This window comes from Photobacterium sp. ABD4_091 (assembly GCF_056160145.1).
Genome location: NZ_JBSWWQ010000002.1, coordinates 774049 through 788395 on the forward strand (window position 1 = coordinate 774049; position 14347 = coordinate 788395).

The following is a 14347-nucleotide window of genomic DNA, read 5'->3' on the forward strand; positions in this document are numbered from 1 at the left end:
GCAGGATGCGTTTGTCAGTTTGCTACCGTGAAAATTATCTAATAAAAAGCCCTAAGAGATGCTCAGGGCTTGGTTCTAGGCATTAGCGAAAATAGATAATTAACCGCCAGCAAGCTTCACGGTATGGCCTTTTTTCTCAAGGGCCGCTTTGATTACGTCACGCTTATCACCTTGGATTTCGATGTTGCCGTCCTTAACCGAGCCGCCACAGCCACATACTTTTTTCAGTTCAGCAGCTAATAGCTTAAGTTGTGCATCTTCAAGATCTAAGCCCGTTACAATGCAAACACCTTTACCTTTGCGACCTTTTGTCTGGCGTTGAATGCGCACAACACCATCGCCCTTAGGACGCTGTGCTGTTGGCTTGTCTTCTTTAATACGGCCATTTTCTGTTGAAAATACCAAGCGGCTATTGTCGTTCATGGGAAAATCTCGTTTAATTTCTTGGATCTGTGAACCAGGTACTATCTTGCGATTTCACATTTGAATATCACCTGAACCAGAATACTATCAATAATAGGTACTGTAACGGAAACAGTTATGATTAAAAACGTAATTTTTGACTTTGGTGCTGTGCTGTTCGAATGGAACCCTGCAAAAATCGTCTCTACCTTTACAGATTCCAAGGACGAACAGGCTCTACTACTTGAACATGTTCTTCAGCACCCGGACTGGTTATCTCTTGATCGTGGAACCATGCTGATGGCCGAAGCTATTCCACGGTGTGCTGCCCGGGTAAACCTGCCTGAATCTAGAATGGAAGACTTCTTCGAGCATATTCAAAGCAACCTTCATCTGATTGAAGAAACGTATGACTTAGTCAACCAGGTACTCAGCCTCAACCTTTCTGCTTACTTTCTCACGAATATGAGCAGTGCTTTCTTTGAAAAGTTAAATGAACGTCATGGCCTATATCAACTCTTTGATGGTGGCCTAGTCTCTGGAAAAGAGCTTACGATAAAACCTGAAGCTGAAATTTTTGAATTGCTTTGCCAGCGGTTTGATATTGAGCCAAGCGAATCGCTTTTCATTGATGACCATCCGAAAAACCTTGAAGCTGCCAAAGAGATGGGCTTTAAGGTTTACCAGTTCAAATCACCTCAACAAAGCTGTTCAGATATTCGTAATTTGCTAAAAATTAACTAGAATTTTCGTTATACGATGAAATTCATTTAACGTTCATCATAAAAATGGCATATTGCCTTTAATTTGTACCTAATAGTCAGGAGTTTTCGTGAAAAGACTTTTTATCCCAGCAATGTTGTTATTCTCTGTTATGGGTTCAAACCTTGCCTTGGCTGAGTCAAAAAGTGACGATTCGAAATCGATTGTAGGTCAAGTCGAAACCATTAAAGTCTATAACTTAGACATTGATTACCTCGCCCGTATCGATACCGGCGCTGCGACAACATCTATCCATGCCAAAGATATTAAAGTAATTGGTGAGGAAAGCGATAGCGACAACATGCGTGACCACTTGGGTCATACGGTCGAGTTTACTTCGCTCAATGAAAAAGGTGAAGAAGCCACTTACAAAGGAAAAATCGTCAAAGTCAGTAAAATCCGTAACGCGCAAGGTGTAGAACGCCGGTACGCTGTAAAAATGGACTTAGGTTGGAACGGCGAGCATAAAACGGTAGCAGTAAACCTTCGAGACCGAAGTAAACTTGAATACAAGCTGCTTATTGGACGAAATTGGCTTGAGGGTGATTACTTAGTCGATGTTGAAAAGCTTGATGAAAATGACTAGTACTAATAGATGAACCACAAAAGAACGCCCTACTCTGGGCGTTCTTTTATCTATTACTTGTTACTTCTTTTGCATTTTTGCGATGACTAAATCAAGATGCTGTTTGATTGCAACTGGAGACCCTTTCAGTAACTTGGTTCCTAAAATGACGTACCAGCCATTTGGCTCCCCATTGTCATTGATCAGTTTAAAGCCTTTGTACTCTTCAACTTTTTGTTCGCTCTTTTCAGTTGCACCTGAAACGATGAACTTTTCAGGTGGCATGAATGTTTGCATGTCATACCACCAATCAATACTCTTCTTTACCAGGGTCAATTTATTGATAACGGTTTTTCCATTGATAGTTGCTTTCCAACCATCTGGTGCTCCTGAGGCATTTTCGATATTGTGGCCTCTATGGAACAGTCTCTTTTTCATTTCTGCCTCGTGTGGTTGAGCCATTATGAACCTTATCATTATCATCAATTATTTTAAATATAAGCATCAAACACTCTGTTTGTCTGCTTGATAGGCTCAAATTTGTTACATGTCTTCAATTATATATGATATGCGTCGTATTCTATATTATAATTTGAACAATAATAAATTATAGTGCGTCAGGGGATTATATTATGGCAAAAAACATTCCGCCGATTGAGAATGATTCAGACTGCTCAATAAGCATTCAACAATTTAATAAACCTTTAGAGTCCATAACGCCGCTTGATAAGTTGGCTCATGGTAAATATGCCTCGAATACACTTATTTCTTTTAAGAATGACTGGAATAATTTTTTAGCATTCTGTGTTTCAGAGCATATCCCGCCACTTCCCGCCAAACCGGATACAGTCCATAGATACATCGAGCAAATGGCTAAAGTACGCAAATTAGCCAGCCTTAAACGTTACATTGTCACTATATCTCTTATCCATCGATGCCATAACTTACCCGATCCATGTGCTAAAGCGGAAATCAGGTTGGCAATGAAAAAGCAGCAACTAGAAAAACACGACGACTATCAAAACGCTGTGCCTTTCCGTGACGAACACTTACAGAAATTGATTGATAGCTTTGAGTTATCTACAAAGCCCAAGGATATCAGAGATTTAGCTATATGGGCAGTGATGTTTGAAGCCATGCTAAAACGCAGTGAGCTTGCCGCCCTTTCAGTCGAAAATTTATTCATTCATAGCTCAGGGCTAATAGATTTAGATGTGAATGAAACAACAATTTCACTCAGCAGCATAGCATCTAAAGCCCTACAACGATGGTTGGTTATAGGTATGATTGAAAGCAGTTTTGTTTTCAGGCGTATCGACAGGCACAGTAATATCGGAGACAAACCTTTAGACCATTCATCTATCTATCGTATTTTCCGTCGCGCGAGCGATGAGTTGGGTCTAGGTAGTGCAGCTCTTTTTTCTGGTCAGTCCCCTCGCGTCGGCGCTGCGAAAGATTTATCTGATGCTGGTCTATCTATTATTGAGATACAAGAACAAGGCCGCTGGAAAAGCCCAGCGATGCCGGCTCAGTATGTCGGTAATACTGATAGACACGATAAAGAAGTCGCTAAGTTTATAAAGAAAAAGCCCTGGGAGTAGCTGTAGTAATTGGCATTCTGTCTTTGCGATGTTTTGTTCCAGATTAGCAAATGTAAAATTATAGTGCGCTAGGGTTTAAGAAAACATTAGCGTTTGGGTTCATCAGTCCAATGCTCTGTATATCCTGTATTTAAGTTGATCGGAGTAGTAATGCGTTCAAACAGTTTTTGTAATGGTTCCATATTGCCGAAGTAACCTGCTTGATTTGCTTCAATCCACTCTTCCAGCTTAATTCCTTCCCAGCATATTTCGTAACCTGCATTGATTGCTAGGATCTCAAAAAAGATCCGCTGTACCCGCCCATTTCCCTCCCGAAATGGGTGAACGACGTTTAACTCACAATAAAAGTATGATGCCTTATCAATAAAGCTAGCTAAGTTAAGTCCGCACAAATAATCTTGCTTTGCTAACTCATCAAGTAGCTTATTCGTTTCCCGCCCAATATTTTCCCAGTGGCAAAATCGGGTTTCACCTTTTGTGATATCAACGGTTCGTTGTTTCCCAGCCCAAGGATACAGGTCTTGAAACAGTGTTTGATGGATTTGCTTGAGGTAGCTAAAAGTGAAGTTATCAAAATCAGGTTCAAAGTGGCTCGCTCGAACTCGAGTGAAATCTCGCTCAGCCGATTCGAGTTCATCTTCATCCCGAATATTAAGAAGGTTTATCAGAACCGTACTGTTGGGATAACAATCCGGATCCCTATCCACGTCATACCTATCTGGCATATTGCCCTTTTAATTTTTTAATATGTTCAGTTTCTGCCATTTTACTTTCCGGGTTATCACATTCATCGACTTCTATATGTATCCCTTCAAGGCGCAAACTGGCCCGGTAGTTTCTCGCTTGCAACTGCTTAAAGCGTTGCTTTTTCATATCATCCGTTAACATTCAATCCCGTGTCGCCTCATAATTGTTATCTTCGCTGGCGTACTTATCAAAAGTATAGCCAGTTTACAGAGGGTTGAAAAAAGCCGGGATAAACCCGGCTTCATTTATTGAACTGCATTTTTAATTGCTTGTTCTAAAAAGCCCTTAAATGTATGGCCATGATGCTCAAGCATTTTAGGGAACATAGAAATCGGTGTCATACCTGGGAAGGTATTGATTTCATTAAGAAGAATTTCGCCATCTTCACTCAGGAAAAAGTCAATTCGAGACAAATCTTTCAATTTCATATGAACAAACGCCTTACGGGCATATTCACGAATGTCTTCGATTTGCGCTTCAGTCAGGCCTTTTGCCTCGACAGCCGTTGTTGAGTGGCTGTCAGCGCTATACTTTTCTTCATATGTATAGAATTGATCGTCCGGGCAAGAGACTTCACCAGGCTTAGTGATAACTAGCTCCCCTTCGTACTCATACGACGAAATCTCTAGCTCACGCGGCTTGATAGCCTTTTCGATTAGCACTTGTTCAGAATAGCCAAACGCAGCATTCACTGCTTCTGCTAATGCTTCCTTCTCAGTGACACGGTAACAACCAACCGATGATCCCTGGCATGCCGCCTTCACAAAGACCTTACCCCACTTATCAAAAGCTTCTTCCGCTTCTTTATGGGATAGTTCATTGTTTTCACTTAAGAAGACATAAGGTGTATTGGGAATATCTAATGCATCAAACCACAATTTCGTGGTGATTTTATTAAAACAGTTTGTGCTCGCTTCAGCACCACAGCCTAAGTAAGGCAACTTAGCCATATCCAGGAAAGACTGAAGGTCACCCGTTTCACCTGGAAAGCCATGGACACATGGGATCACATAATCCACTTTCTGTTTTTCTTCACCTTGATGGAGTGTGCGGTCAAGATTTAGGTGACAAAGCTGATATTGGCTATTGAACCAACCATCAGATTTCATTTCTATTCGGGTATAGGTAATGTCGTCAATCTGCTTGAGCTGCTGTTCGATATAGTTTGCAGAAACTAGAGAGACTTCGTGTTCGGCGCTTCCACCGCCACAGAGTAATAAAACGTGGATTGAGCTCATTATCATCCCTTGTGTAAAATTCTTCCTTAATAGTAATAAAAAAAAGGTGACTATTGCACCTCATATCTATCTTTATAGCCGTTTCTTTCAAGATTTTTACAATCAACAGTCATTTACCCCGATTCTTGTTTAGGCTAAAGCACTACTGAGTAACATTTTTAGAATACAACACTCACAATACACCGTACAGCCTGTCAGTATTGTAAAAAAGCAGCCATAAGAGGCTGCTTTTTGAACATCGCTGTGGATTTGCTCAAGATCAGTTCAACCGGGTGAGTTTAGGGCTTGGGGATGACTTCACTTCATCGAGGTCTCTGATGAAAGGCCCATAAGTTTTGACATCATTCGGTAATGCATCAAGGGCTTGTCGTGCTTGCTCCCGGGTTTCAAATTGCCCGTACAGTAAGGTAAACCAAGGAACACCGTTAAGCTGCTTCTCATTAGTCCAAACGGGTTTGTCAGATGGAAGCTTGTTCATATACGTAATAAAGCCTTTATTGTGGCTTAACGCGAGTACCTGTATTGAGTAGCCCATTTTCGAAACATCAGAGCCCGCATCATTGCTCTGTTCAGCCGCTTTCTTTATTACCTCTGTCACTGTTTCTTGAACAGTGCTCTCTTCTTCTAACTTGGCCAATGTTTCTGATTCAAGTGGTTCCTGCTGAATGACCTCTTCGGCTGAAGACGATATTATCTCTGTTGTTTCAGGACCAGATGCACACCCTGAAATCACCGCAGCAACGGCCAATACGGCTAGTTTTTTCATTATTTCTCTGCCAGACAAAAAATCTAATGACATTTTGCCGCCGGATATACCACCATTCAAGCCTAAGTTTATGTTAGATCAATAACAACATGCCCTATATCACAGGAATTAAAGGTACTATATATGCCCAAGTTACTTCAAGATGCTCGATCAACGAGAATTTCTAAGCTTATAGACTAGGCATTGTCTTGAGGTAACTTTGGTATATGGGTATATCTGTATTTTTCTATTTTATTGGAGTTCATCATGGCCGACCCACATATTCAGAGCAATTTAGACAATCTGGATAAGTTGACGGTAATTCTATATCGAAGTGCGCTTACTGCTGCTTCCGCAATTATGTCAATCCTTGCCTGGGAGTTTGAAACTGGTACCAATGCACTTATCATCGCTGCAATTATTGCTACCACTACCGTGCATATTTACGACAAACGTTTCCGCTGGCTTATCCTTGGTAGCGCGCTCTTTGCTGTGACTTGGCAATTAGCCGGTTTATGGCCGCCGCTGGCTTTAGGCGCCGCATTGTTTTCCTTCAGCGCTTTGGCGATAAAAGAGTACTTCTGTTTCCAGCTAAAAGTTTTACTGCTTACTCCCCTTGCATTAGCCGGCTTTTGGTTTTGTTTGGTCTTCGATAACACTCAAATCAGTATTGTATTCAGTATGACAGGCGCAATTTTACTTGCTGTGGCTGCATTCTCTAAATGGCGCATGCCAATGCATTACGACATCGGCGATAAAACCAAATATCAGATCTAAATTTTCATGGTGGCAAAGGATCTGCCACACCCCCTAATCCATTGATATTAGGCATTGATCACAGCTCACACACTTTAGTCAGAAAGTCGCTGTTGCTTTAGTTACACTCAGTAAAAAGTAATGGCAAAGTGAGTGATATATGGACGGATTGGACAAACTCCTAAAACCTAAGTCAATTGCCGTGATCGGGGCTTCAGACAACCCGAACAGGGCTGGCAATGTGGTAATAAGAAACCTATTGTCAGGTTCTTTTCATGGACCCATCATGCCTGTAACTCCTAAGTATGATGCCGTTGCTGGGGTACTCGCCTACCCGTCAATTGATTCACTTCCCAGAGTGCCAGATCTAGCCATTGTCTGTACCAATGCTCACCGCAATGTTGAGATCATTCGTCAACTTGGCGAGAAAGGCGTCAAAGTTGCTATTGTTTTGGCAGCGGGAATGGCAAATATTGAATCAGGCGGACAAACAGAAGAACAGCGAATGTTTGATGTTGCCCGCCAGTATAATATGCGCTTGGTCGGCCCTAACAGTATGGGGCTCATTCTCCCTTGGATTAATCTCAACGCTTCGTTTTCTCCTATCGCTGCCAACAAAGGGAACATTGCTTTTATTTCCCAATCAGCCGCTGTCTGTACCACCATACTCGATTGGGCCAAAAACAAAAATGTCGGCTTTTCCACATTTCTCTCACTCGGCGATGCCTGTGACATCAATTTCGCTGAGCTGTTGGACAATTTATGTCGTGACAGCAAAACCGAAGCCATTTTGCTCTATATTGATTCTGTCAAAGATGCTCGACGGTTCATGTCGGCAGCTCGGGCAGCTGCGCGTAACCGCCGCATTTTGGTGGTGAAAAGCGGCCGAACGCAAGCAGGTAGTGCCGCAGCTTTTTTACATACCGGATCACCAGCTGGGCTAGATGCGGTTTATGACGCAGCGATACGCCGTTCTGGTATGCTTCGAGTCAACAATACTCATGAATTGTTCGCAGCCGTTGAAACCCTTGCCCACTCTGTACCATTACGTGGTGAGCGACTCGCGATATTAACCAATGGCGGTGGACCTGCAATTATGGCTGTAGACGCCCTGGCGGACAGAGGGGGCAAGCTGGCACAATTGAGTGAAGAAACCACCAGCAAACTATCAGCGATATTACCTTCATGCTGGTCTAATTCTAATCCTATTGACATCATCGGTGATGCCGATATCAAACGGTATGAACAAGCTGTCAACATCCTGCTAGATAGTGATGATTTTGATGCCCTGTTAATAATGCATTCGCCCTCAGCCATTGCACATGGAAACGAAACGGCAAAGCGTTTAGTTGAAGTACTCAATAACCACCCCCGCTCACGAAAATTCAATATCTTGACCAATTGGGCTGGCGAAGACGAAGCTATTGCTTCCCGCAAAATTTTCACCGAGGCCGGTTACCCAGCATACAGAACACCAGAAAGTGCCGTGTCAGCCTTCATGCATTTAGTTGAGTACCGTAGAAACCAAAAACAATTGATGGAGACACCTGTCTCTTTCGGAGAAACAAAAGCGAACCCGAAACATGTCCATGACGTGGTCAACCACCTTCTTGCACAAGGTGTCACCCAGTTAGAAACACACGATGTACGGCCTGTCCTAGAAGCATACGGCTTCAATACCCTGCCAACTTGGATTGCCAGCGACCCTGCGGAAGCAGCACATATCGCCAATCAAATTGGCTATCCTGTTGCAGTCAAATTACGTTCGCCGGATATCCCCCATAAGTCAGAGGTTCATGGCGTTCTTCTCTATCTACGCACGGCAGATGAAGTCGCCAACGGCGCACAAGCAATATTGGATCGAGTGTCACTGGAATACCCAAATGCGAGGATCGATGGCCTGTTAGTGCAGCGGATGGCAAAACGTGCCGGCGCCCAAGAGCTCAGGCTATCGGTGCACAATGATAGTATCTTCGGCCCCGTCATTTTATTGGGCGAAGATGCCGGTGACTGGGATATCCATAAAAATGCAGCAGTCGGTATTCCACCGCTAAATATGGCGCTAGCCCGTTATATGGTCATCAATGCTATTAAAACAGGCAAGATCACCCAACGAAATCTACCGGATAAAATTGATATTCCCGCGCTGTGTCGCCTATTAGTAAAAACGTCACAACTGATTATCGATTGCCCAGAGATTGAGTCCTTCGATATCCATCCGTTGCTCGCAACCGGCGATGAAATGACCGTCATCGATGCCTCTATGACAATACGTCAGTTTAATAGTAACAGGCAGGAACGTTTGGCTATTCGCCCATACCCCAAAGAGCTCGAAGAAAATGTTGCCTTGAAAAATGGCGAACATATTATGCTGCGTCCCATTTTGCCCGAGGATGAACCACAGCATGCTGAATTTATCTCAAATGTTTCTGTTGATGATCTCTACAAGCGTTTTTTCTCGGATGTCGGTGAGCTAAACCATGAAGCACTGGCAAATTTGACCCAGATTGATTACGACCGAGAAATGGCCTTTGTTGCAGTTAAACAATTAACCAATGACAAAGGGGAAACAGAGGAAAGGATTATAGGGGTTACGCGCGCGCTGTCAGATCCTGAAAATATTGAAGCCGAGTTCGCCATCCTTGTGCGCTCGGATCTGAAAGGAATCGGCCTTGGTAGTATCTTGATGAATAAGATCATCCGCTATTGCAGAGAAGCTGGCCTTAAACGTATTACTGGCATGACCATGCCCTCTAACCGAGGTATGATCATGCTGGCTCAAAAAGTTGGGTTCGAGATCGATATTCAGATGGAAGATGGAATTGTCGAGATGCTGTTGCCTCTTCTTCCTTCAGAACGATGACCGTAGCCAATAAGTTTTGGGCAAAATCAACAGCAACATCCCAATCTTGCTCATCAATAGCAAATTGGAGATCGGCCATAAAGGTTTTCAAATACTCGTTGTGATCAAAATCATCTGTTAGAACAGTCGTTTTCAATTTCATGCATCCTCCTATCGTGGAGGTTGCATGATATTACCCATGAGTTTTCCTACTTACCTTTTTACGCCAGCCACAGACGAAGTGTACAAAAAACACACAGCCATTATCATCCGCCAATCATGTTTACCCCAACCTAGGAGTTATCACTTAGGGTTAGCGCGCTGCCTGCTTTTTCCACAATGAAGCAATATGCTGGATGCACCACGTTTTCGCTTTGCCCATTTGGCTTCGATTCCATGCAAGAACCAATTCCAGTTCATGAACAGGATCGTCCCCTATAACCACCAGCTCGCCATTGTCTATGGCCTCTTTCGCATAGCTATAAGACATCGTCGCTACACCAAGCCCAGCCTTTAACGCCATTAGCTTGTCATGCATAGACGTTACCGTTAATAACGGCTGATCATCAAGAATGTTGTAAGTCATCGGAGGTAGATTACGGGCGGTATCAGCAACGGCAATACCACGGTATTGTTTTCTGATAACGGGATCCAAAGGGTACTTATGATTGTGTATTGGGTGGTCAGGATGGGCAACCCAAATAGTATCGATAGTGCCAAGCGCTTGAATCTTTACTTCAGGTGGCGCCACAGTCGGTGCCGGGGCAATAAGAATATCCGCCCGGTCTTGTGCTAATGCTTCCCAGCAACCTGCCAATATCTCTTCCTGGAAACGAACTCGTGTTTTGCTTTGCTGAGCAAGCCCTTCAACCAGTGGAAACAAAGCATCCACTTTTACCAAACCATCGTATGCAATGGTGATATCAAGCTCCCAGCCATGTGCCAAAGCACTCGCATCAGCAATCATCTCATCGGCAGCAGTTAATAACATCCTTCCTCTTTCAAGGAGTAGCTGCCCGGCCTTAGTAAATACCGCCTTATGACCAGAACGATCAAAAATAACAAGATCCAACTCCTGCTCGAGCTTCTGAACCTGATAGCTCAATGACGAAGGTGCCCTGCCAAGCTCTTCCGATGCTGCTGCAAAACTTCCCCGGCGCTCAATCGCATCTAGCACCATCAACGCTTCAAAAGACAATAGCTTGTTCACCCTTTTTCCTTGTTTTTATTTATCTTGCCATAATAGATTTAGCATACACACATATGGGATTGGACGTCACTAGCAATCTACACTACATCACTAATAAATGAGCCATATGGTAGAAATATCATTCTCTTGAGGTTGTTTGTAGCCCATACTTTCTATTACAAAGCTACACAAAACAACGCATAGCATTGAGTATCATAATTGTAATATTTCACGGTAATTCAAAGATAAAGTATGAAAAAGCACCTCTATCCCTGCCTCCTCAAAAACTGTCACCACAGAACTAGTCGCTTCAATAACATCGCATGGCTACGTAATTCCTACCTTATGGTATGGGTTATCATCGGCCTTATCCCAAGCTTTGTAATAAGCAGCGAGATGCCTTCCGTTCGCTTTACTTTCATTCCTAGCCTCAGCCAAATGGATAAGCAGACAATTCAGGACATCAAACAGTCAGAGGCGCTTCAAACCGTAAAAGAACTCACTGAGACGGTTATTGATTTACCACAGCCCGTGAATATCGTTTTCGGCGCAATGGACGGGCCGCTGTTTGATCCTGAGCTCAATCAAATAGACATCCCTTATTCATTTTGGCGTGAAATGCTTGATAACTTTTCATCCGAAGCGGCGTTAAATGGCGATAATCAAGTAGCTGGCAATTCAATATATGCTTATGAAGCCAGTGATGCTGCGCTATTGCATACGCTTCTCCATGAGGTTGGGCATGCCTTTATTGAACTGAACAATATTCCCATACTTGGCAAAGAGGAAGATGCAGCAGACAGCTTTGCTAATGTCCTCTTGCTCAACAATGTTGAAAATGGCGATACACAAGCAGTACACGCCGCCACACTGTTTGCCATTGAAGATCAGCAAATAGACAGTTTTGATGATCTCGATTTTATCGATGAACACAGTTTAGACATTCAAAGATATTACTACAGCATGTGTTTAATTTATGGCAGTAACCCAGAGCAACATACTTCCTTGTTTTCTAACTTGGCCTCTGAAATCAAAACTGAGCGAGAGGAAATTTGTATCGAAGAATTTGACCGAGTGACTGCTAGCTGGCAGTTCTACTTCAAACAATAACGTTTAGCCGCAATGACTAGTCGCTATAGCAACGGCGATTAAATATCATGAATTAGCGTGTAATGATACATCCCAGGCATTGCCTGAAATTTCATAACACGCTTTATTCACGCCACAGAATATAAATTCAAAACATTTTGTATTTCCCCGGTAAAATTTCATACCATTGTGATAAGTTAGTCATAAAAACGACTAAAACCCTATCTAAGCAAACCCTTCTTTGCCTACAAATTGATCTGAGCCAAATTCTCAAAATTCACACTGAATTAGATTGAATTTAAAAGAGCCGCAACAACCGTACAACGCTTTTGTTCAATTTAACGCTTATCAATAACGGACATCATTCATGCCCATGAGCCCTGAGGCTGGATGAAATTTCAAGGAGTATTCCGATGGACAAAACCTCACAGTCACTCAGTCAGACCCTTTCTTACCTAAAACTGTGCACTTCACAAATTATCTCGAATCAACTCTCAACATCATCTTCGGGCTCAGCAAAACAAATTAGCGACCTTATCTCTCTTGGCTCTATTGAGCTTGATCATGCCAACAAACAAGTCACCGAACTTCAAAAGACCCTGTTCCGAGCATTACATGCTCTTGAAGCAGGTCAAACAGCACATGTTCGTCATGCACTTATAGAAGGAATCGAGCAGCTAAACCACGAGCTCACAGTACCTAACAAAGAACAGGCTAACAAAGAACAAGGTGTTAGCCCTCAAGATTCAAACAGTGAACGGGATAATGATGCTGCTCTGGTTAATACGATATAGGCAGTAAGTAGGCGGGTAGAAAGAATTTTAATAATAATAACGTGAGACGGCTAGAGCGTTGAGTAATGCGATAGCCCTACACCAACATGGAATCTGCCGGATACCTACGTCCTGTCTGTATCCGGCTTTTTTTTGAACTCTACATCAACCATTTCCACCAAATGAATACGGCCAAGAACCCAAACAAGTATGTTAGGCCAACCCAAGACAGTGCTTTCATTCGCTTCGACCACTGAAGAGCCACAGGTAGATCTGCTTTAGACACTAGCTGGTAGTTGAGCAATGCGAAAATCGGAGTCGTCATGAATGCCAATACCATGGCGAAATCAAGCATTGGCATCAAAGCAGAGCTAAAGAACAAAATGATCCCCATTGCTGAAACCGCAATAAACACCATCCAGCCATTGTGGTATGACCTTTGGCCTAATGGTTTGGATTGAAGCAGAGACTGTGCTTCTGCTAATGAACGGGCATAGCCATCAATGACGGTAATCGTACTGCCGAAGATACAAAAGAAAGCGACCACGGCAATCAAATAACGAGACCACTCTCCTATTGTTGATGCGTACATACTGACTAGTTGATGCGAGAAACCAATACCCGATGCTTTTAGCTCGGTTCCATTACCGTGCAATACCAACGCCCCCAAAGAAAGGAATACGATCGCAAGTACCGCAGTACCAATATAGCCAACATTAAAATCAAACAGTGCGGACTCGGAGGTCACCTGCTGCTCTTTCCGCTGGCTCTTGAGCCACAGTGATGTCAGGCATGAAATTTCAATCGGTGCAGGCATCCAGCCCATCATAACAACGATAAAACCAATCGAGGCAATTGACCATGCAGAAGGCGCTTCAAAATCCGCTGGCGCAACGCTGCCCTTACCCGCAGCTATCACTACGGCTGATAGTGTTGCAATAACCAACACTGTCATGATGATCTTAGAAAGGCCATCGAGTGCTTTGTAGTGGCCGGCCATCAAAATAACCAAGCAAGCTACGACAACAATGCCCGATAATACCGGCAGCGAAAGGCTGAATGGCAAGAAATACCCCAGTAAGCTTGCGCTAAACAATAGCAAGGCTGCCGTATTCACCACACCAGAGATCAAGCTTAGTCCTGTAAACACCCACAGGTAACCGCGCCCCATACCGTCATACCCTTGAACCAAGCTGTTGCCTGTTCCCATTGTGTATTGAACGCCGGCACGGAAAAATGGGTATTTCAAAAGGTTTACCAGCAAAATCAATGCGGCAAGCTGCCAGCCGTATATAGCACCGGCTTTGGTAGAAGCCACTAAATGAGAGCCACCGACGGCTGCCGTTGCCATCATTACACCTGGGCCTAAAGAGCGTAATAACTTACCCAATGAGAGTGATCCCGAGGGAGATGGCTGTACTGGAGAGGTTTCTGACATAATCACATCCTGATGATTTTCTATTATTGTCCTCACTTTGTCTCAGTTTTGTCACAAATAATCAACCTCCCGCAAACAACCAGTTAGCTGATTCGTCTACTTTTGGGCTTATATGCAGTTGAAAGCATCAATATATGACAACCAAACATCAGTGATATCAGGCAAAGCACCGCAAAAAAACAATAAAAAAATCACAGGAT

The 14347-nt window shown here is 43.3% G+C and carries 15 protein-coding genes; 7 read left to right on the forward strand and 8 right to left on the reverse strand.

Translation table 11 applies throughout. The annotated features are described in order from the left end of the window. Positions 1–99: 99 nt before the first annotated feature. Positions 100–423: a stress response translation initiation inhibitor YciH gene (yciH, locus tag ACXAGQ_RS17835; protein ID WP_475255619.1), complete on the reverse strand. Its 324-nt coding sequence runs from the start codon at positions 421–423 to the stop codon at positions 100–102. 117 nt (positions 424–540) lie between these two features. Between yciH and ACXAGQ_RS17840 the strand changes: the two genes are divergently transcribed. Together ACXAGQ_RS17840 and ACXAGQ_RS17845 are read left to right on the forward strand one after the other, a co-directional pair. Beyond that, positions 541–1146: an HAD family hydrolase gene (locus tag ACXAGQ_RS17840; protein ID WP_475255621.1), complete on the forward strand. Its 606-nt coding sequence runs from the start codon at positions 541–543 to the stop codon at positions 1144–1146. Between the two features lie 88 nt (positions 1147–1234). Then, the gene (locus ACXAGQ_RS17845; protein WP_475255622.1) at positions 1235–1750 is read left to right on the forward strand and encodes an ATP-dependent zinc protease family protein; all 516 of its coding nucleotides are present in this window, start codon (positions 1235–1237) and stop codon (positions 1748–1750) included. Between the two features lie 60 nt (positions 1751–1810). On the opposite strand, the gene ACXAGQ_RS17850 is transcribed toward ACXAGQ_RS17845, so the two are convergent. Next, complete coding sequence (locus ACXAGQ_RS17850; RefSeq protein WP_475255624.1) at positions 1811–2191, reverse strand: DUF3319 domain-containing protein; 381 nt, start codon at positions 2189–2191, stop codon at positions 1811–1813. 170 nt (positions 2192–2361) lie between these two features. On the opposite strand from ACXAGQ_RS17850, the gene ACXAGQ_RS17855 reads away from it, so the two are divergent. Beyond that, positions 2362–3330, forward strand: coding sequence for a tyrosine-type recombinase/integrase (locus tag ACXAGQ_RS17855; RefSeq protein WP_475255626.1), 969 nt, complete (start codon positions 2362–2364; stop codon positions 3328–3330). 86 nt (positions 3331–3416) lie between these two features. On the opposite strand, the gene ACXAGQ_RS17860 is transcribed toward ACXAGQ_RS17855, so the two are convergent. From ACXAGQ_RS17860 to ACXAGQ_RS17875, 4 genes are all read right to left on the reverse strand, one after another. Then, a complete protein-coding gene (locus ACXAGQ_RS17860) occupies positions 3417–4037 on the reverse strand; it encodes a putative adenosine monophosphate-protein transferase Fic (protein ID WP_475255627.1) in 621 nt (206 codons plus the stop codon). A 7-nt stretch (positions 4038–4044) separates the two neighbouring features. Then, a complete protein-coding gene (locus ACXAGQ_RS17865) occupies positions 4045–4203 on the reverse strand; it encodes a YhfG family protein (RefSeq protein WP_475255629.1) in 159 nt (52 codons plus the stop codon). A gap of 119 nt (positions 4204–4322) precedes the next feature. Further along, positions 4323–5315 carry a D-alanine--D-alanine ligase gene (locus tag ACXAGQ_RS17870; RefSeq protein ID WP_475255630.1) on the reverse strand — a complete coding sequence of 331 codons (993 nt, stop codon included), beginning with the start codon at positions 5313–5315 and terminating at the stop codon, positions 4323–4325. A gap of 259 nt (positions 5316–5574) precedes the next feature. Further along, the gene (locus ACXAGQ_RS17875) at positions 5575–6081 is read right to left on the reverse strand and encodes an SPOR domain-containing protein (protein ID WP_475255632.1); all 507 of its coding nucleotides are present in this window, start codon (positions 6079–6081) and stop codon (positions 5575–5577) included. A 246-nt stretch (positions 6082–6327) separates the two neighbouring features. Between ACXAGQ_RS17875 and ACXAGQ_RS17880 the strand changes: the two genes are divergently transcribed. After that, positions 6328–6837, forward strand: a complete 510-nt coding sequence (locus tag ACXAGQ_RS17880) for a DUF2301 domain-containing membrane protein (RefSeq protein ID WP_475255634.1) — start codon at positions 6328–6330, stop codon at positions 6835–6837. Positions 6838–6976: 139 nt separating this feature from the next. Next, on the forward strand, positions 6977–9679 hold the full coding sequence (locus ACXAGQ_RS17885) for a bifunctional acetate--CoA ligase family protein/GNAT family N-acetyltransferase (protein ID WP_475255636.1): 2703 nt from the start codon (positions 6977–6979) through the stop codon (positions 9677–9679). 292 nt (positions 9680–9971) lie between these two features. Here the strand turns inward: ACXAGQ_RS17885 and ACXAGQ_RS17890 are convergent, their stop codons facing one another. Then, complete coding sequence (locus ACXAGQ_RS17890) at positions 9972–10868, reverse strand: LysR family transcriptional regulator (protein ID WP_475255638.1); 897 nt, start codon at positions 10866–10868, stop codon at positions 9972–9974. A 231-nt stretch (positions 10869–11099) separates the two neighbouring features. Here ACXAGQ_RS17890 and ACXAGQ_RS17895 point away from each other — a divergent pair, with 231 nt between their 5' ends. Together ACXAGQ_RS17895 and ACXAGQ_RS17900 are read left to right on the forward strand one after the other, a co-directional pair. Further along, positions 11100–11957 (forward strand): DUF4344 domain-containing metallopeptidase, encoded by an 858-nt coding sequence (locus ACXAGQ_RS17895; protein ID WP_475255639.1) that lies wholly within the window; start codon positions 11100–11102, stop codon positions 11955–11957. A gap of 392 nt (positions 11958–12349) precedes the next feature. Next, entirely contained in the window at positions 12350–12730 is a 381-nt protein-coding gene (locus ACXAGQ_RS17900; protein ID WP_475255641.1) for a hypothetical protein, read from the forward strand. Between the two features lie 139 nt (positions 12731–12869). On the opposite strand, the gene ACXAGQ_RS17905 is transcribed toward ACXAGQ_RS17900, so the two are convergent. Next, on the reverse strand, positions 12870–14147 hold the full coding sequence (locus ACXAGQ_RS17905) for an NRAMP family divalent metal transporter (protein WP_475255643.1): 1278 nt from the start codon (positions 14145–14147) through the stop codon (positions 12870–12872). Positions 14148–14347 lie beyond the last annotated feature (200 nt).